Annotated in this window: 27 protein-coding genes; all 27 read left to right on the top strand. The window is 38.4% G+C overall.

What is annotated here, in order from left to right; genetic code table 11:
• Positions 1-22: 22 nt before the first annotated feature.
• Entirely contained in the window at positions 23-2779 is a 2757-nt protein-coding gene (locus BM146_RS01865; RefSeq protein ID WP_074883865.1) for an FAD-dependent oxidoreductase, read from the top strand.
• Between the two features lie 130 nt (positions 2780-2909).
• On the top strand, positions 2910-5009 hold the full coding sequence (topA, locus tag BM146_RS01870) for a type I DNA topoisomerase (RefSeq protein ID WP_074883511.1): 2100 nt from the start codon (positions 2910-2912) through the stop codon (positions 5007-5009).
• A gap of 165 nt (positions 5010-5174) precedes the next feature.
• A complete protein-coding gene (gene codY / locus BM146_RS01875; protein WP_074883516.1) occupies positions 5175-5954 on the top strand; it encodes a GTP-sensing pleiotropic transcriptional regulator CodY in 780 nt (259 codons plus the stop codon).
• A 236-nt stretch (positions 5955-6190) separates the two neighbouring features.
• On the top strand, positions 6191-6586 hold the full coding sequence (gene flgB / locus BM146_RS01880) for a flagellar basal body rod protein FlgB (RefSeq protein WP_074883518.1): 396 nt from the start codon (positions 6191-6193) through the stop codon (positions 6584-6586).
• 13 nt (positions 6587-6599) lie between these two features.
• Complete coding sequence (gene flgC, locus BM146_RS01885) at positions 6600-7046, top strand: flagellar basal body rod protein FlgC (RefSeq protein ID WP_074883521.1); 447 nt, start codon at positions 6600-6602, stop codon at positions 7044-7046.
• 13 nt (positions 7047-7059) lie between these two features.
• Positions 7060-7404 carry a flagellar hook-basal body complex protein FliE gene (locus BM146_RS01890; protein WP_074883524.1) on the top strand — a complete coding sequence of 115 codons (345 nt, stop codon included), beginning with the start codon at positions 7060-7062 and terminating at the stop codon, positions 7402-7404.
• A 30-nt stretch (positions 7405-7434) separates the two neighbouring features.
• Positions 7435-9054, top strand: coding sequence for a flagellar basal-body MS-ring/collar protein FliF (gene fliF / locus BM146_RS01895; protein ID WP_074883528.1), 1620 nt, complete (start codon positions 7435-7437; stop codon positions 9052-9054).
• Positions 9055-9071: 17 nt separating this feature from the next.
• A complete protein-coding gene (gene fliG / locus BM146_RS01900) occupies positions 9072-10115 on the top strand; it encodes a flagellar motor switch protein FliG (RefSeq protein WP_330391705.1) in 1044 nt (347 codons plus the stop codon).
• Positions 10108-10986, top strand: a complete 879-nt coding sequence (locus BM146_RS01905) for a FliH/SctL family protein (protein ID WP_074883531.1) — start codon at positions 10108-10110, stop codon at positions 10984-10986. The genes fliG and BM146_RS01905 overlap by 8 nt, the downstream gene beginning before the upstream one ends.
• 23 nt (positions 10987-11009) lie before the next feature.
• Complete coding sequence (gene fliI, locus BM146_RS01910; RefSeq protein ID WP_242949320.1) at positions 11010-12347, top strand: flagellar protein export ATPase FliI; 1338 nt, start codon at positions 11010-11012, stop codon at positions 12345-12347.
• Between the two features lie 6 nt (positions 12348-12353).
• The gene (locus tag BM146_RS01915; RefSeq protein WP_074883537.1) at positions 12354-12812 is read left to right on the top strand and encodes a flagellar export protein FliJ; all 459 of its coding nucleotides are present in this window, start codon (positions 12354-12356) and stop codon (positions 12810-12812) included.
• Positions 12812-13750: a MotE family protein gene (locus BM146_RS01920; protein ID WP_074883539.1), complete on the top strand. Its 939-nt coding sequence runs from the start codon at positions 12812-12814 to the stop codon at positions 13748-13750. The genes BM146_RS01915 and BM146_RS01920 overlap by 1 nt, the downstream gene beginning before the upstream one ends.
• Positions 13751-13877: 127 nt before the next feature.
• Positions 13878-15434 carry a flagellar hook-length control protein FliK gene (locus BM146_RS01925; protein ID WP_074883544.1) on the top strand — a complete coding sequence of 519 codons (1557 nt, stop codon included), beginning with the start codon at positions 13878-13880 and terminating at the stop codon, positions 15432-15434.
• Positions 15435-15473: 39 nt separating this feature from the next.
• Complete coding sequence (locus BM146_RS01930; protein WP_074883547.1) at positions 15474-16154, top strand: flagellar hook assembly protein FlgD; 681 nt, start codon at positions 15474-15476, stop codon at positions 16152-16154.
• Between the two features lie 40 nt (positions 16155-16194).
• Entirely contained in the window at positions 16195-16632 is a 438-nt protein-coding gene (locus BM146_RS01935) for a TIGR02530 family flagellar biosynthesis protein (RefSeq protein ID WP_074883549.1), read from the top strand.
• A gap of 151 nt (positions 16633-16783) precedes the next feature.
• Complete coding sequence (locus tag BM146_RS01940; RefSeq protein WP_074883551.1) at positions 16784-18193, top strand: flagellar hook protein FlgE; 1410 nt, start codon at positions 16784-16786, stop codon at positions 18191-18193.
• A 396-nt stretch (positions 18194-18589) separates the two neighbouring features.
• Positions 18590-18763, top strand: coding sequence for a flagellar FlbD family protein (locus BM146_RS01945; protein ID WP_278308485.1), 174 nt, complete (start codon positions 18590-18592; stop codon positions 18761-18763).
• 82 nt (positions 18764-18845) lie between these two features.
• Complete coding sequence (locus BM146_RS01950) at positions 18846-19649, top strand: motility protein A (RefSeq protein WP_074883553.1); 804 nt, start codon at positions 18846-18848, stop codon at positions 19647-19649.
• The gene (locus BM146_RS01955; protein WP_074883556.1) at positions 19649-20482 is read left to right on the top strand and encodes an OmpA/MotB family protein; all 834 of its coding nucleotides are present in this window, start codon (positions 19649-19651) and stop codon (positions 20480-20482) included. Before BM146_RS01950 ends, BM146_RS01955 begins: the two co-directional genes overlap by 1 nt.
• 17 nt (positions 20483-20499) lie before the next feature.
• Positions 20500-21036, top strand: a complete 537-nt coding sequence (locus BM146_RS01960) for a flagellar basal body-associated FliL family protein (protein ID WP_074883559.1) — start codon at positions 20500-20502, stop codon at positions 21034-21036.
• Positions 21037-21079: 43 nt separating this feature from the next.
• On the top strand, positions 21080-22063 hold the full coding sequence (gene fliM, locus BM146_RS01965; protein ID WP_074883562.1) for a flagellar motor switch protein FliM: 984 nt from the start codon (positions 21080-21082) through the stop codon (positions 22061-22063).
• Between the two features lie 4 nt (positions 22064-22067).
• A complete protein-coding gene (fliY, locus tag BM146_RS01970) occupies positions 22068-23327 on the top strand; it encodes a flagellar motor switch phosphatase FliY (RefSeq protein WP_074883565.1) in 1260 nt (419 codons plus the stop codon).
• 8 nt (positions 23328-23335) lie between these two features.
• Positions 23336-23677, top strand: coding sequence for a flagellar biosynthetic protein FliO (locus BM146_RS01975; protein WP_074883567.1), 342 nt, complete (start codon positions 23336-23338; stop codon positions 23675-23677).
• Positions 23674-24618, top strand: a complete 945-nt coding sequence (gene fliP / locus BM146_RS01980) for a flagellar type III secretion system pore protein FliP (protein ID WP_074883570.1) — start codon at positions 23674-23676, stop codon at positions 24616-24618. The genes BM146_RS01975 and fliP overlap by 4 nt, the downstream gene beginning before the upstream one ends.
• Positions 24619-24629: 11 nt before the next feature.
• Positions 24630-24902, top strand: a complete 273-nt coding sequence (fliQ, locus tag BM146_RS01985) for a flagellar biosynthesis protein FliQ (protein WP_074883573.1) — start codon at positions 24630-24632, stop codon at positions 24900-24902.
• Between the two features lie 9 nt (positions 24903-24911).
• A complete protein-coding gene (gene fliR, locus BM146_RS01990; RefSeq protein WP_074883576.1) occupies positions 24912-25697 on the top strand; it encodes a flagellar biosynthetic protein FliR in 786 nt (261 codons plus the stop codon).
• On the top strand, positions 25672-26820 hold the full coding sequence (gene flhB, locus BM146_RS01995) for a flagellar biosynthesis protein FlhB (RefSeq protein WP_074883579.1): 1149 nt from the start codon (positions 25672-25674) through the stop codon (positions 26818-26820). The genes fliR and flhB overlap by 26 nt, the downstream gene beginning before the upstream one ends.
• The last annotated feature ends 2 nt before the right edge of the window (positions 26821-26822 follow it).

Consider the following 26822-nt stretch of genomic DNA (forward strand, 5'->3'; position numbering starts at 1 on the left):
AATCATCCCTGAATGGGTTGATATGAATGCACCTTTTCGTGAACCACTGGCAAAGTTTGCGAAGGTAGTTACTGACAGAAAAAATATCAAACTTGGAATTGAAAAAATAACAAAAGAAAGTCCTGAATACTGGGGCCTTTACAATCTTATCACTGACGCTCAGTGTGAGATTGCACTTAAGATGGAAAAACGAAAACCAAAGACATTTGAGGAAATTGCAGCTCTTTGCCCAGAGTACTCAAAAGAAGAGCTTCAGAAACAGCTCGATGAGATGTCTTATAACGGTGTTATAGAATGGAACTACGAGAATGAAAAACGTGAGAAACAGTACGTTCTTCCTATGTATGTTCCTGGTTCTGCTGAGTTTGGCAACATGAACTCAAGAGTTATTGAGGCTCATCCGGAGGTTGGACCTTTCTTTGAGAGAATGAGCCGTATTCCGCTTGAAGGGCTTACTCATATGGTTCCTATGGGCGGAGCAGGCGTTGGAATGCATGTTATTCCTGTAGAAAAAGCTATCAATATGCAGGGAGAGTCAATCGACCTTGAGCATATTTCATACTGGCTTGATTACTATGAAGGAAAATATGCAGCTTCTCCATGCTCATGCAGAAGATCAAGAAAAACATTTGATCAGGGCTGCGCTGATGATCCGGAAGGATGGTGTATTGCTGTAGGTGATATGGCTGACTATGTTGTTGAGACTCAGAAGGATGGTCGCTATATTACCAAGGAAGAAGCTCTTGAGATCTTCAAGCAGGCTGAGGACAATGGTTTTGTTCATCAGATCACAAATATTGACGGACAGCACAAGATTTTTGCTATCTGTAACTGTAATGTAAATGTATGTTATGCACTTCGTACATCACAGCTCTTTAACACACCTAATATGTCACGTTCAGCTTATATTGCTCACGTTGATAAGGAGAAGTGCGTTGCATGTGGACGATGCGTTGAGGTTTGTCCTGCCGGAGCAGCAACTCTTGGACAGAAGCTCTGCAAGAAGGATGGAAGCGAAGTAGTTTATCCTAAGATGCCACTTCCAACTGAGAAAAAGTGGTCTCAGGATATGTGGACTGAAGATTATCGTGATATCAACCGTATCAATACTCACAAAACAGGTACTGCGCCATGTAAGACTGCTTGTCCTGCACATATTCCTGTTCAGGGATATCTTAAGATGGCAGCGCAGGGAAGATATGAGGAAGCTTTGGCTCTTATCAAGAAGTACAATCCACTTCCGGCTGTTTGTGGTCATGTATGTAACCGCCGTTGTGAGGATGCTTGTACAAGAGGAACAATTGATCAGGCTATCGCTATCGATGAAGTTAAGAAATTTGTATCAATGCGTGACCTTAAGTCTGAGACACGTTACATACCTGAAAAGGTAATTCCTAAGATTGGTGGCGGCTTCGATGAAAAGATCGCTATTATCGGTGCAGGTCCTGCAGGTATTTCTTGTGCTTACTATCTTGCACTTAAGGGATACAAGCCAACTATCTTTGAAAAGAATAAGAAACCGGGTGGAATGGTAACTTATGGTATTCCATCATTTGTTCTTGAAAAGGATGTTGTTGAAGCAGAAGTTGATGTATTGAGAGAACTTGGCGTAGATATTCGCCTTGGAGTTGAAGTTGGTAAGGACATTACCCTTAAAGAACTGCGAGAGCAGGGATACAAGGCTTTCTATATTGCTATCGGCTGTCAGGGTGGACGTGGTGTAAACGTTCCTGGAGAAGATGCTGAGGGCGTACTTAAGGGTGTTGATATCCTTCATGCTGTGATAGATGATGAAAGCTATAAACTTACAGGCGATACTGTTGTAATCGGTGGTGGTAACGTTGCTATTGATGTTAGCCGTACAGCAATTCGCTGTGGTTCACCTAAGATCACACAGGTATCTCTTGAGACACGTGATATTATGCCGGCTCTTCCTGAAGAAATTGAAATTGCTGAGTCTGAAGGAATTGAGTTTAAGGGTGGTTGGGGACCAAAAGAGATCCTTACTGAGAACGGAAAAGTTAAGGGCATTGTATTCAAGAAGTGTACACAGGTTAAGAATGCTGAAGGAAAGTTTGATCCTAAGTATGATGAGAATGAGACAATGGAAATTGCATGCTCCAACGTTATTCTCTCTGTTGGTCAGGCTACAATCTGGGGCGATCTTCTTAAGGATGAGAATGTTGAATTTAGAGGACCTGCTCCTGTAGCTGATAAAGTTACTTTCCAGACAACTGTAAAGGATATATTCGTAGGCGGAGATATGTTCTATGGACCAAGATTTGCTATCGATGCTATTGCATGTGGTAAAGAAGGTGCTGAGTCAATCCATAGATTCGTACAGCCTCACTCATCACTTACAATTGGCCGTGATCCTAACTTCTTCATCGAACTTGATAAAGATGATATCTCTATTAAGGATTATGATCATGTTGGACGTCAGCAGGCAGGTGTAAAGAAGCCTGAAGATGGTAAACTTTCATTCCGTGATACAAAGCTTGTATTCACAGAGGAACAGGTCAAGAAAGAGACATCTCGCTGTCTTGGCTGTGGAGCATCAATCGTTGATCCTAACAAGTGCGTTGGCTGCGGACTTTGCACAACACGTTGTGAATTTGATGCAATCAAGCTTACAAGAGATAACCCGGATTGCTCTACAATGAGAAAAGCAGAAGATAAGCTTAAATATATTCTTCCTAACGGTATTAAGCAGGCAGTCAGCAGACCATTTATCAAAAAGACACCAAAAGAAACAGCATGGCTTTCTGATAAAAAATAAAGTGAAAATATGATTATTTAACTAAGGATTAAGTCAGGCGCAATATAATCGGCACTTGACTTAATCCTTAAAAATGTTTATTAATAAGAAAGTTAAACTTAAATTTTTTATGAAGGGGTAAGCTATCCTAATGGCAACTAGTAAAAAGACATCAGAAAAGAAAACATCACTTCTTATAGTTGAGTCACCTACAAAGGTTAAGGCTATCAAGAAGTTTCTTGGCTCAGGCTACGAGGTAGCTGCGTCAAACGGTCACGTTAGAGATCTTCCAAGAAGTCAGATGGGTGTTGACGTAAATAACGATTTTGAGCCTAAATATATAACAATTCGCGGAAAGGGCGACGTACTTGCAGCTCTTAGACGACAGGTGAAAAAAGCAGATAAAGTATATCTCGCAACCGACCCGGACCGTGAAGGAGAGGCTATTTCCTGGCATCTTATTTCTGCACTAAAGTTAGACCAGGCAGATGCCAAGATTCAGCGAGTTACATTTAATGAGATCACTAAAAACGCTGTTAAGGAAGCCATGAAGCATCCAAGAGATATTGATATGAATCTCGTAGATGCGCAGCAGGCAAGGCGTGTTCTTGACAGAATGGTTGGATATAGTATTTCACCACTTCTTTGGAACAAGATCAAAAGAGGTTTAAGCGCAGGTCGAGTTCAGTCTGTAGCCCTCAGGATCATTGCAGACAGAGAAGAAGAGATAGATTCTTTTATACCAAAGGAATACTGGACACTTGATGTTAATCTTAAAGTTCAGGGTGAAAAGAAACCTCTCGTTGCTCACTACTACGGAAGTGGCAATGATAAAAAAGAGATTGAGAATAAAGAGCAGCTCGAAAAGATAATGAAGTCTTTAGAGGGCGCAAAATATACAGTTTCAGATGTAAAGAAGGGCGAAAGGACCAAGAAGGCTCCACTTCCATTTACAACATCAACTCTTCAACAGGAAGCTTCAAAAGTGCTTAATTTCTCAACACAAAAGACAATGCGTGTTGCCCAGCAGCTATACGAAGGAATCGATCTTGGAAGCCAGGGAACTGTTGGTCTTATTACATATCTTAGAACAGACTCTACAAGAGTATCTGATGAGGCAGTGGCATCCGCCAATGAATACATTTTAGAGAACTTCGGTGAGAAATATATTGCTGAAGGTTTGGCAGCTAAAAAGAGCGATGTAAAGATTCAGGATGCACATGAGGCAATCAGACCTTCTATTATTACAAATACACCTGTTAAGGTTAAAGACTTCCTTTCAAGAGATCAGTTTAGATTGTATCAGCTTATCTGGAGAAGATTTATGGCTAGTCGTATGGCAGCTGCCAAGTACGAGACAACTTCAGTTAAAATTGATGCAAACGAGAGCAGATTTACAGTATCTGCTTCTAAGACTGTATTTGATGGATTTTTGAATGTTTATACTGATGAAGATGATCAGATTGAAAAGAATGTACTCATGAAGAATCTTGACACAGATACCAAGCTTTCCTTTGATTCTTTTGAAAGTGCACAGCACTTTACACAGCCGGCTCCACATTATACAGAAGCTTCACTTGTCCATGATCTTGAGGCTCTTGGTATCGGAAGACCAAGTACATATGCTCCAACAATTTCAACTATCATGGCAAGGCATTATATAACTAAAGAAAATAAGAGCTTATATATAACTGAGCTTGGTCAGGCTGTAAATAAGTTGATGATGGATGCTTTCCCTCAGATTGTTGATGTTAATTTCACATCCAACATGGAAGCGCTTCTTGATGGTATTGCTGATGGTAATGTTAAATGGAAGACTGTTATAGAAAATTTCTATCCTGATCTTAATGAGGCAGTTAAAGCTGCAGAAAAAGAGATGGAAAAGATACAGGTTCAGGATGAAGTTACAGATGAAATCTGTGATAACTGTGGAAGAAACATGGTTATAAAATATGGCCCTCATGGTAAATTCCTTGCTTGTCCCGGCTTTCCTGAGTGTAAGAACACCAAGCCTTATTATGAGAAGATTGGTGTTGCCTGCCCTAAATGTGGTAAGGATGTCGTTCTTAAGAGAACCAGGAAGGGTCGTATGTTCTATGGCTGTATTGATAATCCTGATTGCGACTTTATGTCATGGGCTAAACCTGTTTCAGATAAATGTCCTAAGTGTGGTTCATTTATGGTAGCAAAGAGTAACAAGGTTACCTGTACAAATCCAGACTGTGGCTATATTGGTGAGCTTAAGAAGTAAATAATATTTTTCAGAAAACTTTAGCCTTTTTTCATAATTGTAGGTGCTTCATGGTTTGAAGCACCTATTTTTTTATGTTATCATAACAATAGTGTTATTGTTGTAAACGAAATAACGTACACAATTATAACTACGGGGGAAAATTCATTTAAAAGGAGAAACGTCATGAGTAGTGTACAGCTACTGGATAAAACCCGTAAAATCGGAAAACTCTTGCATAACAGTAATTCAGGAAAAGTTGTTTTCAATGATATTTGCAGGGTTCTTTGCGACATTTTATCCTCAAATATGTTTGTTATCAGTAAAAAAGGTAAAGTGTTGGGCATAGGCGAAAGCGTAGGAGTTGAATCATTAAGTGGACTTCTCGTTGACAATGTTGGATCATTTATCGATCCGATGTTAAATGAAAGACTTCTTACAATACTTTCTACTAAGGAAAATGTAAATCTTGAAACTCTGGGTTTCGAAGGAATAGATTCTTCAAAGTTTCAGGCAATCATTACACCAATTGAAATCGCCGGCGAGAGACTTGGAACTCTTTTTATATATAAGACGGATGTTCCTTATGATATTGACGATATAATTCTTTGTGAGTATGCAACAACTGTTGTTGGCCTGGAAATGCTCAGAGCTGTAAATGAAGAGAATGCTGAAGAAAGCAGAAAACTTGCTGTTGTTAAATCAGCTATAAGTACACTTTCTTTTTCAGAAATGCAAGCAATTATTCACATTTTTGATGAACTTGATGGGATGGAAGGAGTTCTTGTTGCAAGTAAAATTGCTGACAGAGTAGGTATCACCAGAAGTGTTATTGTAAACGCACTTAGAAAATTTGAGAGTGCAGGTGTTATAGAGTCAAGATCTTCCGGCATGAAGGGAACCTATATAAAAGTAACTAACGACGTGGTTTTTGCTGAAATTAAGAAGCTAAAACAGGAAATATAATTGGCTGATAATATGTACATTATGTAAAGGTTTCAGGAGGGATTTTGATGAAAGGATTTATCTAAATACAGGTATATCCTTTTTATATTTATACATTTAGACAAGCCAGAATGTATAAATATACATTATTAACACTATAAAAAACATAATTTACTTGTATTTTGTCAATAAAAATCATATTATTAATATATAGCCGTAAAATTTCGTATTGCGTTCTGGCTTAGTAAGGAGGCTCTATGATAAATAGTAATGTATTTGACTATATTAACGTTTTGGACAAGGCAGCTGATGCCTCCTGGACCAGAAACGAGATAATCGCCAACAATATTGCTAATGTAGACACACCGGGGTATAAGCGTCAGGATCTGAATTTTGAAGATGAGCTTGAGAGAGCTTTAGGAAATTCAAAATATAAGAGTATGGATGAAAAGGTTTCCGGTTTAAGAGATAAACACTTACAGGCCAGAGTTGTTAACGACTATTCAGGTTTTTCTTACAGATATGACAAGAATAATGTGGACATAGATACTGAGAACGTTATTCTTGCAGCTAATCAAATTAAATATCAGGGGCTTATGGCCGGTATAAAGTCTGAATTTTCAAATTTGCAAATGGTTACCAAGTCTTCATAAAGGAGGATAATGAATGAGTATTTTTGATTCTTTTAACATTAACTCTTCAGGCATGACAGCTCAGCGTTTCAGAATGGACATTATTTCTGAGAATATTGCTAATGCTAACACTACAAGGACTGAAGATGGTACTCCTTACGTGAGAAAGGTAGTCACATTCGCAGAAAAAGGAGCACAAACCCCGTTTTCCAGAATTCTTAATGAACGTCTTGATCATTACAGTGGAACTGGTGTAAAGGTTACCAAAGTACAGGATGATACCTGGACACAAATGAATATTGTATATGATCCGTCTCATCCTGATGCTGATGCAAATGGATATGTTACTTACCCGAATGTTAATACTGTTACTGAGATGACGAATCTGATTGATGCGAGCAGATCATACGAAGCAAATGCAACTGCATTCAATGCTAGTAAGAATCTGGCCAGCAGAGGACTTGAGCTTGGTCAGGGATAATGGAGGATAGCTTATGGCATATCTTGATATTTCTCAACTTCGCAATGTAACATCTGGGGCAATAAAAAATGCCGAAAAATTAAACAGCACTGTCTATAATGTTTTAGGTGATGATGGAAAGGGTAATGAACAGGCTTTTTCAATTATTTTCGATAAAGCTATTGAGAATATCCACACCACTAATGCTTATTTATCAGATGCGGAAAATGAAGAGATCAAGTGGTCTTTGGGTCAGACAGATAATACACATGATCTTTCGATAGCTCTTCAGAAAGCACAGACAGCTCTGCAATATACAGTAGCTGTGAGGGATCGTGTTCTTTCTGCATATAGGGAATTAACACAGATGCAAGTGTAATATTCTAGTTATTATGGGGAGGGAGAATGCATGGCTGATAGATTTAAAGCCTTGTGGCAGAAAATTCTCGACTGGTGGAACCAGTTTACTGCCAAGCAAAAGACCCTTATTGTAGGGGCCGGTTCAGTTATATTGCTTACAATTATAATTTTGGTTTCTGTACTGAATCAACCTCAATATGTACTTTTGGTCAATGCCAATTCCACAAAAGAAGCTTCTGAGATAAAGGAGCTTCTTGATTCAAATTCAATAAATTATAAAATGTCAGATGATGGCTTGGAATTCAAGGTCTTGAAAAAGGATCAGGGTAATGCAAGCTTGCTTTTGGGTGCCAATGACATCCAGTCTTATGCCTACAGTATTGATAATGTTACTGATGGCAGTTTTTCCACTACAGAAGCCGATAAGCAAAAGAAGTATGTATTGTATCTTGAAAGTCGGCTCGAATCGGATTTTATCAGCAAATTTGCGGATATAAAAAGTGCAAAGGTTCAACTTCATATTCCTGATAATGATGGAACTCTTATTGGAAATCAGGAAGAGTCTTCTGCAAGTATTTTGTTGGAACTTGCAGATAATGCTTCGTTTAATGAAGATAGCGCAGCTTTTCTTGCAAGAGCAGTTGCCAAGGCAGTTGGCAATTCATCAACAAAAGATATTGTTATTCTTGATACAAATGGAAATATGCTGTTTGCGGGTGATGAAGACAGTACTGTTTCCGGTATGGCAAGCACCCAGTTATCTCTTAAAGCCAAAGCAGAGCAGCTTGTTAAAAATGAAGTAAAAAAAGTTCTATTGGGAACAAAGCTTTACGATAATATTGAGGTTGCAAGTAACCTTGTAATGGATTTTTCACACGAGGAGACTACAGAGCACAACTATACACCGGCAGAAGATCAGACTCAGGGCGTTTTATCCCATGAAGATACTTATACAGCAGAAAATGTAAATGGTGTAAGTGGTATTCCGGGGACGGACACTAACGCTGATGATGAAACAACTTATGTTACTCAGGATAATACAAATTCAACTTCTTCAATAGCTGAAGAGTCCAGAGATTATCTTCCAAATGAAAAGATAACAACAAGAACTAATCAGCCTGGTGCAATTGTTTATGATAGTTCATCAATATCCGTTACGGCTATCAATTATGTAGTTGTAAGGGAAGAAGATTATGACAGTGCAGCTAATAATAATATGACCTGGAAAGAGTATAAGCTTGCTAATGCAGAACCTGTCGTTCAGACTGTTCCTGCAGAAGTTATCGATGTAGTCTCTAAAGCAACAGGCATTGGTACAGGAAATGTAGCAATGGCTGCATATACTGAATTTGTATTTTTTGACAGAACCGGAACAAATATCACTGTTACTGACATTCTGCAGATTGTAATGATAGTCATTATTCTTGCACTTCTTGCATTCATCATTGTCAGAAGCATGTGGACAAATAAACAGACACAGAACGAGGCAGAACCGGAACCACTGTCTGTGGAGCAGCTTCTTGAGTCTCAGCCAGAAGAAGCTCTTGATGATATCGAAATGGATACCGGTTCAGAGACAAAGAAGCTTATCGAGAAGTTTGTTGATGAAAATCCGGAAGCTGCTGCAGTTCTTTTGCGTAACTGGCTTAATGAAGACTACGGACTATAACTAAAGGGGAAATGGGTATGATGGATACTGAAGTTTCGGCTGGAGGTGGTTCCGCCTTAACCGCGGGCTTTACCGGTATACAAAAGGCAGCTATTCTTCTGATCGCATTGGGACCAGAAAAATCTTCTGCTATATTCAAACATCTAAAGGATGAGGAAATCGAGGAGCTGACCCTTGAGATTGCTAATACGCGAAGTGTGACTTCACAGATTAAAGAGGCTGTTCTTGAAGAATTCTATGGTGTCTGCCTTGCTCAGCAATATATTGCAGAAGGTGGTATCAACTATGCTAAAGAACTTCTTGAAAAAGCACTTGGTGAGGATAAGGCTCTTGATGTTATCAGTAAGCTTACTGCTTCACTTCAGGTTAAGCCATTTGAGTTTATTAGAAAAACAGAGCCGTCTCAGATACTTACTTTTATACAGGATGAGCATCCTCAGACTATAGCTCTTGTTTTATCTTACATGTCACCTAGCCAGAGCGCCCTTATCCTGTCAGCGTTGCCACCTGACAGACAGGCAGATGTTGCAAAACGTATAGCGGCTATGGATAGAACCAGCCCGGATACAATAAAGGAAGTAGAAAAAGTGTTGGAATCGAAACTTGCTTCTTTGGTAAATCAGGACTTTACAATTATCGGTGGCGTAGATGCAGTAGTAGAGATATTGAATACTGTAGATCGTGCAACCGAAAAACATATTATGGAAACTCTCGAAATCGAAGAGCCAGAGCTTGCCGACGAGATCAGAAAGAAGATGTTCGTATTCGAAGATGTACTTCTTTTGGACGACAGATCAATTCAGAGAGTGCTGCGTGAGGTTGAGAATGCTGACCTTGGTCTTGCACTTAAGGGAGCAACTGAAAATGTACAGGCGGCTATCTTTAACAACCTTTCTAAACGTCTTGCAGCAATGATCAAGGAAGATATGGATTTCATGGGACCTGTTCGTATGAAGGATGTTGAGGAAGCTCAGCAGAAGATTGTTAATGTTATCAGAAAGCTTGAAGATTCCGGCGAAATTGTTATTTCCAGAGGCGGAGGTGATGAGCTAGTTGTCTAATCTTTTTAAAGGAGCTTTTATAAGCTTTGATGTATCGGACGCCCGTATAATTGATAATAACGAGCTTGCAAATAAAAAAATTGTAGAATTTCAGGAGCGGGAGCTAAAAAGGCAAAAGACACTTAAGTCTGAAGAAGACGGCTTTTCTGAAGGAGATGAGACGACTGATTTTATTCCTGGTATCAATATGGAACAGCTTGATCAACTTACAGAAGATCAGAGCATCATTGGTGCTCCATCCGAAGAAACGCAATCTGATATGGAAGCCGTGCAGGCTGAAATAGATTTTAAACTTCAACAGGCATCAGAACAAGCTGAAATGATGATTAGTGATGCCAGGAATCAGGCAGAAGGAATAAAGGCTGAAGCTATAGAACAGGGACATCAGGAAGGCTATGACTGCGGATATCAGGAAGGTATGGCTGCAGTAGAAAGTCTTAAGGCTGATATAGAAGCGCAGAGAGAAGGACTTGAAAAAGAATATCAAACACTTGTAGATGAGCTTGAGCCTGAAATGGTGGATGTTCTTACGCAGATATATGAGCATGTGCTTGGCATTAAACTGAGGGATGAGAAGGAGGTAATACTTCATCTTTTAAAGAATACTCTTTCCAGAATTGAACCGGGAAATGATCTTATTGTTCATGTTTCATCTGATGATTATGACGATGTCATGGATCAAAAAGAAGTACTGGATGCCTGTGTTACATCACCTAATACTACAATGGAAATAATAGAGGATCCGCTTCTTAAGGAAAATGAATGTATGATTGAGTCAGACAGTGGAGTGTTTGACTGCAGTCTTGGAGTTGAGCTGTCGGAGATTTCCAGAAAGCTTAAACTTCTATCTTTTGACAGAAAGAAGAGATAGATATGCTAGTGTCTTCAGTTGACATGTCGAAGTATAAAAAAATGAAGAATGCACCGTTCTACCGTACTCGCGGCAGAGTGGTAAATGTTATAGGGCTGACCATTGAATCTGCAGGACCTGATGCAAAGCTTGGTGACATATGCCTTATCTATCCCAAGAAAAAAGATTCTGATACAGGAAATGAGAATCAACCAAAGCCTGCTATGGCTGAAGTTGTAGGCTTTAAAAATAATCATGTTCAGCTAATGCCCTATGAGAATACAAGTGGTATTGGAAATGGTTCTATTGTTGAAAATACTGATTCTCCACTTAGGGTTAATGTCGGCGAAGGACTTATAGGAAAAACTCTTGATGGTCTTGGAAGAATTGATGGAACCAATTACGGAAAAGGCGTTGCTCTTGAAGGCGGAGTTGCATATTCTGTTGAGAATCAGCCGCCGGATCCCATGACAAGAGATCCTATTTCTGATGTTTTGCCCTTGGGGGTAAAGGCTGTAGACGGCCTTCTTACCGTTGGAAAGGGGCAGAGAATAGGAATATTTGCAGGTTCTGGTGTTGGAAAGTCGACACTTCTTGGAATGTTTGCAAGAAACACTCAGGCGGATATTAATGTGATTGCTCTTATTGGTGAACGTGGAAGAGAAGTTCGTGAGTTCATAGAAAGAGATCTTGGTGAGGAAGGTATGAAAAGATCTATCGTTGTCTGTGCTACCTCTGATAAGCCTGCTCTTGAAAGACTCAAAGCAGCAAAAACAGCAACTTCTATTGCAGAATATTTCAGGGACAAGGGCAAAGATGTTTTGCTTATGATGGATTCACTGACCCGTTTTTCTATGGCGCAAAGAGAAATTGGCTTAGCCAGCGGAGAACCTCCGGTTTCAAGGGGATATCCACCAAGTGTTTATGCCGAGATGCCAAAGCTTCTTGAAAGAGCCGGTAAATCGCGAAAAGGCTCTATTACAGGTCTTTATACCGTGCTTGTTGATGGTGATGACATGAATGAGCCCATTACAGATACTGCCAGGGGTATACTTGACGGTCATATTGTTCTTAATCGTAAGCTGGCTCAAAAGAATCATTATCCGGCTATTGATGTATTGGCAAGTATTTCAAGATGTATGTCTGCCATAGCTGATCCGGAGCATAAAAAAGCTGCCGGGAAGCTTAAAAATGTTCTTGCTACTTATAATGATGCTGAAGATCTTATAAATATTGGAGCTTACAGGAGCGGAGCTAATAAAAATATTGATTATGCAGTATCAAAAATAGATCTTGTGAATGCATTTTTGATGCAGGAAACAGATGAAAAGTTTTCTTTTGAAGAAATCAGACAGAATCTTATTGATATGTTCAAGGACTGATAGCTTATGGCAAGATTTAATTACCGTATGCAGAGTGTCCTTAATATCAAGCAAAAGACAGAGGGGCAGGTAAAAATGGAATTTGCCAATGCTCAGGCAGAACTCAATCAACAGCTTGATATTTTGGAAGAATACATAAGACGCAAAGAAAAATATCTTATTGAAGCGGAAGAACTTAGAAATGCTGAGAATCTGATGCTTCAGGATATTTTAGATAATCAATATGCGACAGCCCAGATGGATGTTATGATAGCATCTCAGGCTAAGGTTGTTAAGGAATACGAACAAAAAGTCGAAAGAGTAAGAGTAAGACTTACAAGGGCTATTCAGGAGAGAAAAATGCAGGAAACTCTTCGTGACAGAGCTTACGCAGAGTATCTGGAAGAAGAAAAACAGGAAGAAGCTAAAGAAAATGATCAGCGTACCAGCTTTACCTATGGACAAAGAGGAGCAGAGACCAGATAATGGCTGATAACAATTTGACTATGTCGCCACAAGATCCTAAGGCGGCCAAGAAAAAACTAGCAGCTGATAAAAAAGAATACAAAAAAAGGCTAAAAGAACAGAGAAAAGAGCAGAAAGAAAAAGAACAGGAATTTGCCGAAAGATCTGCGGAAATAAATGGAGATAATGCCGGAGGACTTGCGACTTTAGTTATTTCTTTTCTCATAATTCTCATCTGGCTGGCTATTATGGCGCTTTTGATAAAGCTGGATGTTGGACATTTTGGATCTGAGATTTTAGCCCCATTACTTAAGGATATTCCATATGTTAATCTTATACTCCCTGAAGGTTCTGTTCAGACAGCAAGCCCTGAGGCAGTTGTAGATTATAGTAATGCCGGATCTAGTGCTGCCGGAGTAGAAAATATAGATGAAGCTATGGCATATATTAAAAGACTTGAACAAGCTCTACAGTCAGAAATGGAACAAAACAGCAGTTATGCTTCATCAATAGAAAAACTTCAGGCTGAAGTGACAAGACTAGAACCCTTCGAGCAGCAACAGAAGAAATTTTATGAGGAACGTGCTTCATTTTATGAGAGTGTCGTATATGGTGATTATGCTCCTGATGCGTCTGCGTATGCTTCATATTATGCTATGATCGATCCTGATACTGCAGCGCAGATATATGAGAAAGTTATTAAGGGAGAAGTTGATGATGCGGCTATAAAGGCTTTTGCTACTACCTATTCCGGTATGAAGCCTAAACAGGCAGGAGCTATTTTTGATGAGATGGTTGCAGAGAACCAGATAGAACTTGTGGCAAAAATACTCGCACAAATGAGCGTTGAGAATCGTGGAGATATATTGGCTGTAATGAAAGAAGAAAATGCAGCAAAGCTTACACAGCTTCTGGAACCTAATGCTCTTGAACAAAAATCTACAAAAGTAACGGGATAAGACCAATTTGGTCTTATCCTTTTTTCTTTTAAAATTCCTCTTAAGTAAAATAAATACATGCCGATATATGTTGTGAGAGTCTATGGATGTTTATGTCCAAAAGATTAAATGTGAAAGGAGGAATTGAATGAGCAGTACAGCAAATTGTGTGGGCGCATTTTTCACCTACATGACACAGAGTGCTGCAGCGGTTAATACTTCATCTGTAAAGGATCTTAAGAATAATAATACAGAGCAAAAAGATTTTAATAGTATCCTTAACAAAACTTCTGAGAAAATGGTTCAAAATAAGGACGTTTCTGCAAAAACTGCCGGTGAAGAAACAGATATTGAAACCAGGGCAGAACTGCCTGACCAGAATGAACCAGAGAAAGCAGATATTATAATTGTTAATGATCAGGATAATGTGATTGATGAAAATCTTTTACCTGAAAGATCCGAAGAATATATCCCTGAAATTGTTATAACAACTGATGAGAATGTAACTGTCAGTGCAGAGACAGATGAAGAGCTGCAGAAAGCTATAGGCGAGGCAGGAAAAGAAATTGTTACAGAAATAGCAGAAACATTTGAGATAAGCGAAGAAGATGTATTAAATGCAATGGAAATTCTTGGACTGATGGTTGTAGATCTTTTAAAACCTGAGAATGTTCAGAATTTAGTTACGGAAGTATTAGGAGAGGATAAGGCGCTTGATCTGATTACTGATACAGATCTATATACTAAAATGCAGGACCTCATGGAGGGTGCAGATAGTATGAGGAGCGAACTTTTGAATGAGTTTGACTTATCCGAAGAAGATTTAAACATTGCAATTTCAGAATATGATAGTGGCTTTGTAACAACTCTAGATGAGAATGTAACCTTTAAACCAGAGAAGACTATTGCAAAGGATTCCGAGGTTGTTGCAAAAGAACCTGAAATTGTAGTAAAAGAACCTGAAATTGTAGTAAAAAAAGCCGTAGACAAGATTTCTGAGGATATAAAAGCACCACAGTCTAAAAAACAGACGCCTGAAGTTGCAGAGAATACAGTTTCTGACGAAGTTACTGAATTTGAGCCTGTTGAAAAGACTTTTGATTCATCATCATCAGGGAATCAGAAAGAAACAAAAGGCGGCTTGAATCAAAATACCAATAATTTCAATTTATTTAATCAATTGCTTAATAATATAACAGATTCAGTAGACATGAATACTACCGGCACTGTTAGTTATACCGATAGAGCACAGTTGGAAAATATTGTCAGACAGATTACTGAAAAGATAACTATTTCTGCAGGTAATGGTGAATCTTCAATGGAACTTCAGCTTCATCCGGCGCATCTTGGTAATGTAAACATTCTTCTTACAAGTACCAAAGATGGAATAGTTGCTAAGTTTACAGCGCAGAATGAACTTGTAAAAGAAGCTGTTGAAAGCCAGATGGTTGCACTCCAACAGAAATTTGATGAACAGGGAGTTAAGGTTACTGCAATTGAGGTTACAATTGCCAGTCATGCTTTTGAACAGAATCTTGAGCAGAATAAGCAGGAACAAGAATTTGAGCAGGCTCAGGGAAAATTCAGAAAGGCTACTCGAAGAATAAATCTTTCGGAACTTGAAGATGATGATATGTCTGAAGAAGATCTTATGGCAGCAAAAGTAATGGAAATGAATGGCAATACAGTTGATTATAGTGCATGAAGTTAACGGGCCGGTTATTATCGGCCCAGGAGGATAAATATGGCAGATTTTGGTTCAGTTGAAGCTATTATTGAAAATGGTAAGGTTGTAAATGCAGGCTCAGAGAAAGATAAAGCAAAAAGCACTGCACCTGCTGGTTACGATAAAGATGCATTTATGCAGATACTTGTCGCTCAAATGAAATATCAGGATCCTATGGAACCAACTTCAAATACAGAGTATATTTCGCAATATGCGACTTTTACACAGGTCGAACAGCTCAGCAATATGGCAAGTGCCATGTCTATGTCAAGAGCATCTGAAATGGTTGGAAAGACTGTTGTTATAACTCAGACTAATTCAGATACTGGTAAGACCAGTGAAGTGCAGGGGATGGTTGACTATGTTACTTATTCAGGAAACAAAGCTTATTTGAATATCGATGGAACAAATTATAATGCGGATGATGTTTCCCGTGTGCTGGCTGATGACTACGTTAATGCTATTGATACTGTAAAAGATTTCCAGAAGAATATTGATAAACTTCCAAATCTTGAGTTCATAACAGATGAAAAACATGGCAGTACTATTGATACTATGTATGAGTACTATATGAATGTATTGGATGACAAGGCAAAGAAGATGATGAGTAATGATTATGTTACATCCTTACTTCAATATGTTAACAAGATTGATGAGCTCAGAGGAAATGATAAGAGAACTCTTACGGAAGATACATGATAGTAATAAGAAAAACTTCAAGGAAAGGAGGTTTTCTTAAGTGAATATTGATGACAGACAATTTTTGTCGATAAATCAGATTAATGATCAGATAAAGACAGGTAACAGTACAGGTTTTTTATCTAACAGCAGGGTAGGTTCTGCTTTTGCTGCCTCTGATGAAAATTCTTTTGCCAATATTCTAAATAAAATAAAGGAATCAACCGATAATACTATTAGTTCAAATGAACTAAAGTTTTCTAAGCATGCCGTAAACAGACTTCAAAATAGAAATATCGTTTTGTCTGACGAACAGATGGCAAGGCTTAATATGGGAAAGGTGGAAGCTGGTGAAAAGGGAATTAAAGACTCTTTGATTCTGGTAGATGAGCTTGCTTTCATTGTAAATATTCCCAACAATACTGTTGTGACAGCAATGGATCAGACAGAAAATAAAAATAACGTTTTTACAAATATTGACGGAGCGGTGATAGCTTAATGATTGGACCGAAGTGGCTTTTTGTGGCCATCAGGGAATCTATATTTCCGGACTGATTGATGGAAATATCTGATTATCACTTATCTGTACAAATTCCAACATCGAAATTCACTAAGAGTGTAAACAGTTTAATAATGGAGGACTTTGTCTTATGATGAGATCACTTTATTCTGGTGTGGCAGGACTTCGTACACATCAGACCAAAATGGATGTGCTTGGTAACAATATTGCCAATGTTAATACTACATCTTTTAAATCACAGTCGATTTCTTTTTCAGACCTTATGTATCAGACAACACAGGCAGCTTCCGGTGCCACAGAGACCAAGGGTGGCGTAAATGCAAGACAAATTGGTCTTGGTGCAAAATCTGGAGCTATTGCTACAGCAATTGAATCTCAGGGTGCAACTCAGACTACAAATAATCCTTTTGATATTATGATTACCGGAAAGGCTTTCTTTGTTGTAAATAATGGCAATCAAAATCTCTATACAAGAGACGGATCTTTTTATGTAGACGGAGCAGGTAATCTTGCTATGCAAAGCAATGGTTACTATGTAATGGGATGGCAAGCTAAAGTGGATACTGAAACCGGTGCAAGACAGATAGATAAAAACGGAGGACTCATGAATCTTCCAATCATGACAGCAGATAATCTCACATATGCGCCTGCTTCTACATCTGCGGCAGTATTTAGCGGTAATATCGATGATTATGATACAAATATAACCTCAGATAATGGTAAAACAATAACACTTGAATTTTATGATAATAAAGGTTATTTGTACACCGGCAAATTTACTCTGAAAAACGTTGAAGGAAATGCTGATAGCTTTACATTAACACTTACAGATATTCTTGATTCGACCGGAGATTCCATTGGTGCTAATCTTATGAATGGAGTAAATTTTGAAACAGCAACCGGTGCAAGAACGAAGACTATAAACTTGAATTTTAATGCTGCTACCGGAGAGATTTCTGCTGCCGGCGGATATAATACTTCATTTATTGTTAATCTTATGTTTGATCAAAACGTGGCAGGACTTGAGCCATTTGGTTATCAAAAGGCCGCAACTGATCAAACTGCAAATAGAGCCGGACAGCTGGCTTTGGATTTTTCAACAGTAACTAATTATAATACCAATGGATCAGCCACGATCAAAGCCACAAAAGGTGATAAAAAGTCCAATAATACAGGTCGTATGGTTGGTGAGATGAATGGAATTAATGTTCAGACAGATGGACAGATTTTTGCAACGTATACCAATGGCCAGACAAAACTTCTCGGCCAGATTGCATCAGCAGAATTTGCCAATGCATCTGGTTTATCCAAAGAAGGAGATAACTTATATTCATCAACTCTTAACTCAGGTGATGCCACAATTCAGGATATAACAACTGATGGCGGGTATATGAACACAGGCGTTTTGGAAATGTCCAATGTAGATCTTTCAAAAGAATTTACTGAAATGATAACAACACAGCGTGGATTCCAGGCAAACAGCCGTATCATAACAGTATCTGATACACTTCTGGAAGAACTTACAAACCTTAAGAGGTAATAAGCTTTTTAAACCATAGAAAAGACAGTAAACCCCATCGCAATGGCGTTGGGGTTTACTATTGTAACGATACCTAAATTATGAAATAAAGTTTATAATTTGGTAAAGAGGTTGTTATTATTATAAACGCTATGCTAGAATTAATTTATTACAACAATATGTTGTGTTTTTCTGAATATTAGTGTTTATCACAACAATATAAACGAAATAACGCAATATAATTTCATAATGTACGGAATAAAGTGTAATTAATTTGCAATTATGTACAAAATGTGTTCAAAAAAAAGAATATTGGTACTTTAAAAGTGATAAAATATATGTAGTTGGTAATTAAATTTCAATATTTGCCAATAATTTTTGAAACAATGAAATTTTTAGATATTGACGGGGGAATAGATGTCTAAAAGTATTATTGAGCTAACAAAAATGGATACACGAAAATTTCTTTTAAATGTTTTATCTATAGAAACTATTGAGGCGACTCCTGATACTGTAATCATATTACGTAGCGGACGAAAACTTATTGTAAGGGAATCGCCTGAAGAAATATATAAGATTATAGAAAACTGAGTTAATAATGTTGCGGTTATAAATATCAATTAAACGGCATAGAATTGATATTTTGATTATTTTTTATGAAGGGGAAAATAGTATGGATATTGCTTCATTACTTGGTGTTGGTCTTTGTTTTCTTTTCATGATTCTGAGTATTGTCTTTTCAGCCGGTATCACCGGCGTCGTATACTTCGTTGATGCTCCTTCGGCGATGATCACATTCGGCGGAGCTTTCATGGCGGTTTTGGCGTCGAGAAGCATGCCAAGCTTTATTAATGGTCTGAAATCTTACACCCTAATTTATAAAATGCCCTCTGATGACACTAAGGGCACAATAAAACAGATCATCGATCTTTCAAATACAGCTCGTAAAGAAGGACTTCTTGCACTTGAGGAAGCAGCAAGCAATCTGGAAGATGCATTTATGAAAAAAGGCGTTGGTCTTATTGTAGATGGTACTGAGCCTGAACTTGTAAAAAGTATTTTAGAAGCTGAAATTGATGCTATGTCAGAGAGACATAAAGAGAATTATTCATTCTTTGCAGATGTTGCAGGCATGGGTCCTTCCTGGGGAATGATCGGAACACTTCTTGGTCTGGTTCTTATGCTTCAGAACATGTCAGATCCATCATCAATCGGACCGTCCATGGCCGTTGCCCTTATTACAACATTCTATGGTTCGGTTCTTGCAAACTGGTTCTGTTATCCTGCTGAGAATAAATTAAAAGCGAGAGATAATGCAGAATATATGGCAAAAAGCATTGTTATTGAGGGATTATTGTCAATTCAAGCAGGTGAAAATCCCCGTGTTACAGAAGAAAAGCTAAAATCATTCCTGTCACCAAGTGACAGAGCTGCATATGAAGCTGAGAATGGTTCAGGCGATGGAGGCGGAGAATAATGGCAAAGAAACCTGAGGAAATAAAGCCTGGTTTGCCGGCGTGGCAGGGTACCTTTGGTGATCTGATGAATCTGCTTCTTTGTTTCTTCGTTCTGTTGTTTTCAATGGCTACAATGGACGCTGCGAAATTTGAAGAGGTAGCTGCATCTTTTAGTTCGGCATTTGGTATTTTTAATGGCGGCGAAATGGCGCTGGGGAAGGGAGCACTAATTGGAGATGGTGTTTCTCAGCTCACAGAATTATCAAGTTACATAACTTCTATGGGACTGGCCCAAACCGGAGCCGATTCTGAATCTGAGGAGACTGAGGTCGGTGATATGAATCAGGAAGAACTTATGGAAGCAGCCCAGGAAGCACAAATGAAAGCTTCAGAAGAACTTGCCAAGAAAATTGAAATGGCTCTTGATGAAGCTGAAATTGAAGACGAAGTTTCTATGAATTATACAAGTCAATATGTTCAGCTGACAATTCAGGGGTCGATTCTTTTTGATTCAGGCCGGACAGAAATAAAAGAGGATGTTATTCCTGTCTTGGAAAAAGTAGGAGAGATCCTTGAATCATACGCTGGAGGAACAATTGATATTGAAGGTCATACGGATAATGTTCCTATGTCTTCCAACGGGAAATATGCCGATAATGATGAACTTTCATCAGGAAGAGCACTTGCAATATTCAAGTATCTATGTGAGAACACGACGCTTGAACCTTCAAATATTGTTCATACAGGGCGAGGTGAATATGATCCTATAGCCGATAATTCTACTGATGAGGGAAGAGCTCGAAACAGAAGAGTTGAGATAAAGATTTACAATCCATTAAGTTCATCTTATTAAAAGGGGGTTACCTTTAAATGAAAAAAAATCTGTTATCGATTATTATTTTGGCGCTTCTTGTGGTAAATCTTGCTATGAATGGATTTATGCTTCTTAGCGTTATGACTACTAATTCTCAGACAGCAAAGCTGATTTCCGATATAGCTGCGGCACTTGAACTTGAGGCCAGTGGTGGATCAGGCGGTGGTTTCTCCGGATCTAATTCCGGAACAGTTGGCGTAGCAAATATAGCTACATTTGGATTTACGGGTGATAACTCACTTACAATCAGCCTTAAACCGGGTGCTGATGGAAAAGCACATTATATGGTTGCTGAAGTTGTATTTTCAATGAATACGGCATCTGCAGATTTTGCAACTTATGGAAGCTCTGATTCTCTTACCAGTATGAATGATCTTGTAAAGGCTAAAGTTATTGATATCCTTTCAAATAAAACTATGGAAGAATTACAGAGTGATCTTCAGCCTGCAAAGGATGAGGTACTTGAAGCTATTCAGGAACTGTATGGTTCGAACTTTATCTACGATGTAAACATAACCGCGATTTATCAGTAAACTTTATGACAAAACTTTCGTTTGCTGAGAAAGGAGATCCATTTTGAGTGAAGTAATGTCACAAAGTGAAATAGATGGTCTGTTGGCAGCGTTAAGTAGTGGCGAACTTGATGTGGATCAGATGCAGGCATCAGACGAAAAGAAAGTCAAGGATTATGACTTTAAACGTCCTGCCAAATTCTCCAAAGAGCACCTTCGTACATTGGAGATGATCTACGAGCACTATGGAAGACTGTTATCAACAACATTACCATTATATTTACGCAAAAATGTTACTGTATCGGTTGCGAATTCAGAAACAGTAACTTATTCGGAATTTAGTAATGCTCTTTCAAATCCTGTAATTCTCGGAGTTATATCGTTTTTGCCACTTCAGGGAACTATTATTTTGGAGCTTCAGGCAAATATCGGTTTCTCTTTTATCGACAGGATGCTTGGCGGTTCAGGAGCAACTTTAGATAAACCAAGACCATTTACTGACATAGAGATGCCATTAATAGAAAAACTTGTGACTATATGTATGCAGCTTATGGTTGAACCGTGGCAAAGTGTTGTTGCCATCAACCCTGTAATGGAAAGAATTGAGACAAATCCTCAATTTGCACAGGTTATCTCACCGACAGATATGATAGCCATCGTCACATTGAATATAAAGATTGGCGATACAGAAGGTCTTATGAATGTCTGTCTTCCATATTTCACTTTAGAGAGTGTTATGGATAAGTTGAATACAAAGTTCTGGTTTTCTACGATGCAAAAGAATAATGATGAAGATTACCAGGATACTTTGGAAACCATGGTTAAGCATGTAGATGTTCCGGTAAAAGCAATACTTGGACGCTGTAATGTATCTGTGAGTGATTTTGTTCATTTGCAGGCCGGTGACATAATACGACTCGATAACAGAGTAAATAATGATATGCAGATATATGTAGGAAATATTTACAAATTTACGGCATTACCTGGTACAGCAAAAGATAAATATGCTGTCAGAATAACATCAGTTATTAGAGAGGAGGAAGAGTAGGAGCATGGATGGAATGTTGTCTCAGGACGAAATTAATGCTTTACTTTCCGGAATGGATTCATCAGGCGGCCAAGACGCATCAGCGGAAGCTCCTGCCGATTCCGGAGGAGATGCATCAGCAGATGCTGCTGCACAACCTGTTGGAGGCAGTACAATTGATGAGTCGCTTTTAACCGATTCTGAAAAAGATGCTATTGGTGAAGTAGCTAATATCAGCATGGGATCTTCAGCAACAACGCTGTACTCCCTTGTAAACCAAAAGGTTAACATCACTACACCTCAGGTAGAGTTGGCTAATTGGGAAAATGTTATAAATAACTATGAGAGACCATGTGTATTTATTCAGATCAAATATACAGTTGGTCTTGATGGTACAAATATTCTTATTCTTAAGGAACACGATGTAATGGTAATCACTGACCTTATGATGGGCGGTGATGGTACTAATACAGATGGTGAAGTTGGAGAACTTCAGCTGTCAGCTATTTCTGAAGCAATGAATCAGATGATGGGTGCTGCTGCCACATCTCTTTCTACGATGATCAACCAGAAAGTTGATATTAGCCCGCCTCAGGCAACACTTTTGGATATGATCAATGATGACCCTTCTGATATTGCAGATTTCCTGACGGGAACATTTGTAAAGATTTCTTTTAAGATGCAGGTGGGCGATCTTGTTGACTCAACTCTGATGCAGTTGTACCCTATAGAATTTGCAAAAGCATTGAAGGATACGGTTATTGCAGGGGATTCAGGTGATGGTGGTCAGGAAGCTGCTGCTCCGGAACCTGCGCCTGCTCCAGCACCCGGAGCTGATGCTGCCGGAATGCCACAGATGGATCCTTCTATGATGCAGGGACAGCCTATGCCACAGATGGGAATGCCGCAGATGGGAATGCCGCAGATGGGAATGCCGCAAATGGGAATGCCACAAATGGGAATGCCGATGATGGCGCCACAAATGATGAATATGAATGTTCAGCCTGCTCAGTTCCAGAATTTTGCAGGTGGAACTACAATCATGGCAGGTGGAGAAAATATTGGAATCATCAAGGATGTGCCGTTAGAAGTAACTGTAGAGCTTGGACGAACGGCAAAACCTATAGCTGATATTCTTGATTTTGCTCCCGGTACAATCATAGAACTTGATAAAGTTGCCGGTGAACCTGTAGATGTTCTTGTTAACGGAAAGTTTGTAGCAAAAGGCGAAGTAGTAGTTATTGAAGAAAGTTTCGGTGTTCGTGTGACCGAAATTGTTCAATAGGATAAAAAATGACGGCAGATTCTTACATTCAGTTCATTTCTGTTCTCTTAATATTTGTTGTCATACTGGCTGTGACATATTATGTTACCAAATTTCTTGCCGGTTATCAGAAAGAAAAAAGTAATCTTGGTAACATAGAAGTTATTGAGACAGGAAGACTCACCACCAACAAGTATATACAAATAGTCAGGCTTGGAGATAAGTACATGGCTGTTGCTGTTGGCAAAGATGAGATAACGGCTCTATGTGAAATTGACAAGGATTCTCTTAAGCTGGCTGATGATGAAAGTCAGAATGCCAGCTTTAAGGAGATATTTGACAAATTCAAAAGCGAGATAAAGGGTAAATGACAAAAAAACGGGGAGATGGGAATAAAATAACTGGCTTTAAAAGCAGCCTAAAAAGAGGGATACTGGCTGCTTTAGTTTCTATTGCTTTAATTTCTTTTATTTCTATTTCTGTCCCTGTAAAGGTATATGCTACTTCAGAAGTAGTAGTTGATACAGATCCAACAGATCCGACTACAGACAGGGATACGCACCTTACAGGTTCACAGGAGGAGAGAACAAACATAAATCCTCCTGGTACATCAGAAGATCCAGACGATCTAAAAAAATTGAATATAGCCAACACTGTTACAGTTACATATGATAACGGTAATGGGTCTGTTAATGGTGCTTTAAGGATTCTTATAACTCTTACGCTTCTTTCTCTTGCACCGACTCTTCTTGTAATGATGACTTCCTTTACAAGAATCATTGTTGCATTACATTTTACGCGTACAGCCATAGGAACCCAAACATCACCACCAAACCTGGTGATGATTGGGATTGCTTTGTTTATGACACTTTTTATAATGCAGCCGACACTGACTGAAGCGTACAATACTGCTGTTGTCCCATTTGAAGAAGGCCAGATTGACCAGACGGAATTTTTTGAGACAGCAATGAAGCCGTTCAGACACTTTATGTACGGTCAGACATTAAAAAAAGATGTGCTTTTGTTTATGCAGATTGATGGAATTGAATGGGACGGGGAACTTGAAAGTATCCCAAATGTGGTTTTGATCCCAAGCTTTATTGTAAGTGAACTTAGAACTGCTTTTATCATAGGATTTATGATATATATTCCATTTATTGTTATAGATATGGTCGTTGCATCGGTGCTTATGAGTATGGGTATGATGATGCTGCCACCTACTACTATATCGATGCCATTTAAAATTTTACTGTTTGTTTTGGCAGATGGATGGAGTCTTATTATCGGGAATCTGGTCAAGTCGTTTTATTAAGGAGGTGCTCTATGATTACTCTGTCAGATATAAATACAATTATGAACAGTGCACTTTTTCTTGTAATAAAGATGTCACTTCCTGTTCTTTTGACATCAATGATAATAGGTCTTGTGATTTCAATTTTTCAGACTGTTACATCAATTCAGGAACAAACACTTACGTTTGTACCTAAGGTAGTAGGGGTTTTTCTGATGATCATGCTCATTGGAAACTGGATGCTTACTGAATTATCTGGTTTTATTATTTCCCTTTGGTCTGATTTTTCAATGTACGTTAGGTAGAGGAATAACATGATAGATTACTCCTTTAGTTATGGCGATCTTGAAATATTTTTGCTGGTTGTAGTGAGGGTCACCAGTTTTATATTTGTCTGTCCTTTCTTTGGGGGAAGACAGACACCGAATCTTGTAAAAATCGGATTTGGAATTTTGCTTTCGATTTTAATTTATGGTGCTGTGCCTTTTAACCCGCCGGATTATGTTACGACCATAGAATATACAATTATTGTTTTAAAAGAAGTTATGGCAGGATTTTTACTTGGGTATGCAGTTCAGCTAAGTACTCTGATAGTGAATTTTGCAGGTATGATCGTTGACATGCAGATTGGACTTTCAATGGTTAATCTTTTTGATCCTAATACCAATGAACAATCCACTATAACAGGTACATTCTACGCACAGGTATTAACAATTATGCTTATTATATCGGGAATGTATCACTTTATTCTGAAAGCTCTTGCAGATTCTTTTTCACTGATACCTATAAATGGTATCGTTATCAATTCAGACAGGATGTTAAATGCAGTAGTTGCATTTTTGAGAGATTATATTGTTATTGGTTTCAGAATAGCGCTGCCAATCTTTATTATTACCTTTATTACTAACGTTGTACTTGGTATTCTTGCGAAGGTTTCTCCACAGATGAATATGTTCTCTGTTGGTATTCAGATAAAAATAGTTATTGGCCTGGCAATAATGCTTATAACTGTCACAATGCTCGACAATGCAGCTAATTTTATTTATGTAAATATTAAGGAGCTGATGAACGAATTTGTTTACAGTATGCAAAGTAGTTGAATATAAGCCTATATTGATTGCATATGACCTTCAGTTTTTTGCAGAAGATGCAAATGGTGCAGAAAAAACAGAGCAGCCTACTGCTAAAAAGCTTGAAGATGCCAGAAAAGAAGGTCAGGTGGCAAAGAGTCAGGAAGTAGCAACAGCGTTCAGTCTTCTTGCGCTTTTTGTGATTCTTAGATTTACATATGGTTTCATGGGTGAAGTATTTAGCAATACATTTCAATATATTTACAATTCAATTCCAAATGTAGCCAGAACATATGATGGCAATTTGCCAATTGCATATATTAGCAGCCTTGTAATACATGGAATGCTGACACTTCTTATACTTTGTGCACCGTTTTTTATAGTTGGTTTTACAGTGTCTTTAATTTGCGATATTGTGCAGGTCGGTTTTAAGCCAACAACAAAGCCGCTTCAGCCAAAACTTTCCAAGCTTAATCCTATTTCCGGAATGAAAAAAATTATTTCAACAAGAAAAATCTTTGAGCTTGCGAAATCTATTCTGAAGCTGGCAATTATGTCTGTTGTTATAATTTCATTTTTTTCAAAACGTAAAGAATCACTTTTTTTACTCTATGATATTTCGCTTAAACAGGCTATTGGTCTTATGGGAAATCTTATCATAGACCTTGGACTTAGAATAGCAGCTGCGTATATGATAATTGCCTTTTCAGATCTTATTTATCAAAGACGCAAATTTAATAAAGATATGATGATGACTAAGCAGGAAGTAAAGGATGAATTCAAGAATTCTGAAGGAAATCCGGAGATTAAAGGCGCTCAGAAGCGAAGAATGATGCAGGCTTCTCAGCGAAGAATGATGCAAAATCTTCCTAAGGCTGATGTTGTCATAACAAACCCTACTCATTATGCGGTTGCAATAAAATATGATGCCGAAGAGGCAGACGCTCCTATTGTTGTTGCAAAAGGTGCTGATTATCTTGCTCAGAAGATAAAAGAAATTGCAAGAGAAAACAACGTAGAGATCGTTGAAAACAAACCTTTGGCCAGAATGCTGTATGCGAATGTGGAAGTCGGAGAACTTGTTCCGCCTGAACTTTATAAAGCTGTTGCCGAAGTACTTGCTTATGTATATCACTTAAAAGGCAAAGTCTAATG

Source organism: Butyrivibrio proteoclasticus (assembly GCF_900115735.1).
GTDB lineage: Bacteria > Bacillota > Clostridia > Lachnospirales > Lachnospiraceae > Butyrivibrio > Butyrivibrio proteoclasticus_B.

Coding starts and splice junctions, on each gene's coding strand:
- BM146_RS01940 (WP_074883551.1), top strand. CDS start 16,784: ATGATGAGATCACTTTATTCTGGTGTGGCAGGACTTCGTACACATCAG.
- fliY (WP_074883565.1), top strand. CDS start 22,068: ATGGATGGAATGTTGTCTCAGGACGAAATTAATGCTTTACTTTCCGGA.
- BM146_RS01950 (WP_074883553.1), top strand. CDS start 18,846: ATGGATATTGCTTCATTACTTGGTGTTGGTCTTTGTTTTCTTTTCATG.
- BM146_RS01955 (WP_074883556.1), top strand. CDS start 19,649: ATGGCAAAGAAACCTGAGGAAATAAAGCCTGGTTTGCCGGCGTGGCAG.
- BM146_RS01975 (WP_074883567.1), top strand. CDS start 23,336: ATGACGGCAGATTCTTACATTCAGTTCATTTCTGTTCTCTTAATATTT.
- fliQ (WP_074883573.1), top strand. CDS start 24,630: ATGATTACTCTGTCAGATATAAATACAATTATGAACAGTGCACTTTTT.
- codY (WP_074883516.1), top strand. CDS start 5,175: ATGAGTAGTGTACAGCTACTGGATAAAACCCGTAAAATCGGAAAACTC.
- BM146_RS01865 (WP_074883865.1), top strand. CDS start 23: ATGAATGCACCTTTTCGTGAACCACTGGCAAAGTTTGCGAAGGTAGTT.
- fliR (WP_074883576.1), top strand. CDS start 24,912: ATGATAGATTACTCCTTTAGTTATGGCGATCTTGAAATATTTTTGCTG.
- fliG (WP_330391705.1), top strand. CDS start 9,072: ATGATGGATACTGAAGTTTCGGCTGGAGGTGGTTCCGCCTTAACCGCG.
- BM146_RS01925 (WP_074883544.1), top strand. CDS start 13,878: ATGAGCAGTACAGCAAATTGTGTGGGCGCATTTTTCACCTACATGACA.
- topA (WP_074883511.1), top strand. CDS start 2,910: ATGGCAACTAGTAAAAAGACATCAGAAAAGAAAACATCACTTCTTATA.
- fliP (WP_074883570.1), top strand. CDS start 23,674: ATGACAAAAAAACGGGGAGATGGGAATAAAATAACTGGCTTTAAAAGC.
- fliF (WP_074883528.1), top strand. CDS start 7,435: ATGGCTGATAGATTTAAAGCCTTGTGGCAGAAAATTCTCGACTGGTGG.
- BM146_RS01960 (WP_074883559.1), top strand. CDS start 20,500: ATGAAAAAAAATCTGTTATCGATTATTATTTTGGCGCTTCTTGTGGTA.
- flgB (WP_074883518.1), top strand. CDS start 6,191: ATGATAAATAGTAATGTATTTGACTATATTAACGTTTTGGACAAGGCA.
- BM146_RS01945 (WP_278308485.1), top strand. CDS start 18,590: ATGTCTAAAAGTATTATTGAGCTAACAAAAATGGATACACGAAAATTT.
- BM146_RS01915 (WP_074883537.1), top strand. CDS start 12,354: ATGGCAAGATTTAATTACCGTATGCAGAGTGTCCTTAATATCAAGCAA.
- BM146_RS01920 (WP_074883539.1), top strand. CDS start 12,812: ATGGCTGATAACAATTTGACTATGTCGCCACAAGATCCTAAGGCGGCC.
- BM146_RS01890 (WP_074883524.1), top strand. CDS start 7,060: ATGGCATATCTTGATATTTCTCAACTTCGCAATGTAACATCTGGGGCA.
- flgC (WP_074883521.1), top strand. CDS start 6,600: ATGAGTATTTTTGATTCTTTTAACATTAACTCTTCAGGCATGACAGCT.
- fliI (WP_242949320.1), top strand. CDS start 11,010: ATGTCGAAGTATAAAAAAATGAAGAATGCACCGTTCTACCGTACTCGC.
- BM146_RS01930 (WP_074883547.1), top strand. CDS start 15,474: ATGGCAGATTTTGGTTCAGTTGAAGCTATTATTGAAAATGGTAAGGTT.